The following is a 796-nucleotide window of genomic DNA, read 5'->3' as shown; positions in this document are numbered from 1 at the left end:
ATATCATTGGAGAAGAAGAAATATTCAGGAGATTTAATTGTTAAATCATTACAGTATTCAATAGAAAACAAAAAGCAAGAATTAAATAAATCAATATCATACTTATACAATTCAGACAATAAGTTAATTCATCGATTTACAATTGATAATTTAGGAGATACAATTAGGTGGAAAAAAATTGAATACAACAATGGAAAGATTGTAAAAGATGAATTATATCTTGACAAAGGAGATAAGGTTGTATCCACAATACATAATGATTTAGGTTATATTGAAAAAATAATAAATATCAACAATATTACAGGAGAAAGAGATACCTCTTATTTGAATTGTGATGATAAAGGAAATGTAATATTACACAAATGGAAATAAAATAACTTTCGCTAACAATGGCTAATAAAGCATTGGGGGTTCACCGCAATTTGTAGTGTTTCTGCAAAGGCGACCACCGCCAAATCGTTGATTTGGCTTTGTAAATAGAAAAGGTAAAAGCAAAATACAACGCTTTGGCTATTTAGCATTTTGGAAGGAATATCTGGCAACAGTCCCCCAACGCTTCATAGCCGCGTCCGTTAGCACACATAAAAACAACCCACATGATAAAACTAGCTGAAATACATGAAACAAAAACAGGAAGAAAAAAAATTGAATTCTTCCAATTAGGAATTTACGATTTACTAAAGAATCATTTAGGTTTCAGGTTTCAGTACATGACAAAAGTATAATTAATTGAAAATCAATTAATTAAGTAGTTAAATTGCTTGCTTAAAACCTTGATATTCAGTATCTTACAAAA

The 796-nt window shown here is 29.3% G+C and carries 1 protein-coding gene; it reads left to right on the top strand.

The genetic code is table 11. The annotated features are described in order from the left end of the window. A partial coding sequence (locus tag J1N10_RS20950; protein ID WP_262328677.1) for a hypothetical protein occupies positions 1–372 on the top strand: 372 nt, incomplete at its 5' end. Between the last annotated feature and the right edge of the window lie 424 nt (positions 373–796).

The organism is Carboxylicivirga litoralis, assembly GCF_025499605.1.
Taxonomy (GTDB): Bacteria; Bacteroidota; Bacteroidia; order Bacteroidales; family Marinilabiliaceae; genus Carboxylicivirga; species Carboxylicivirga litoralis.
The sequence above is the reverse complement of the archived record's forward strand: the minus strand, read 5'-3'. Positions and strand labels throughout refer to the sequence as shown.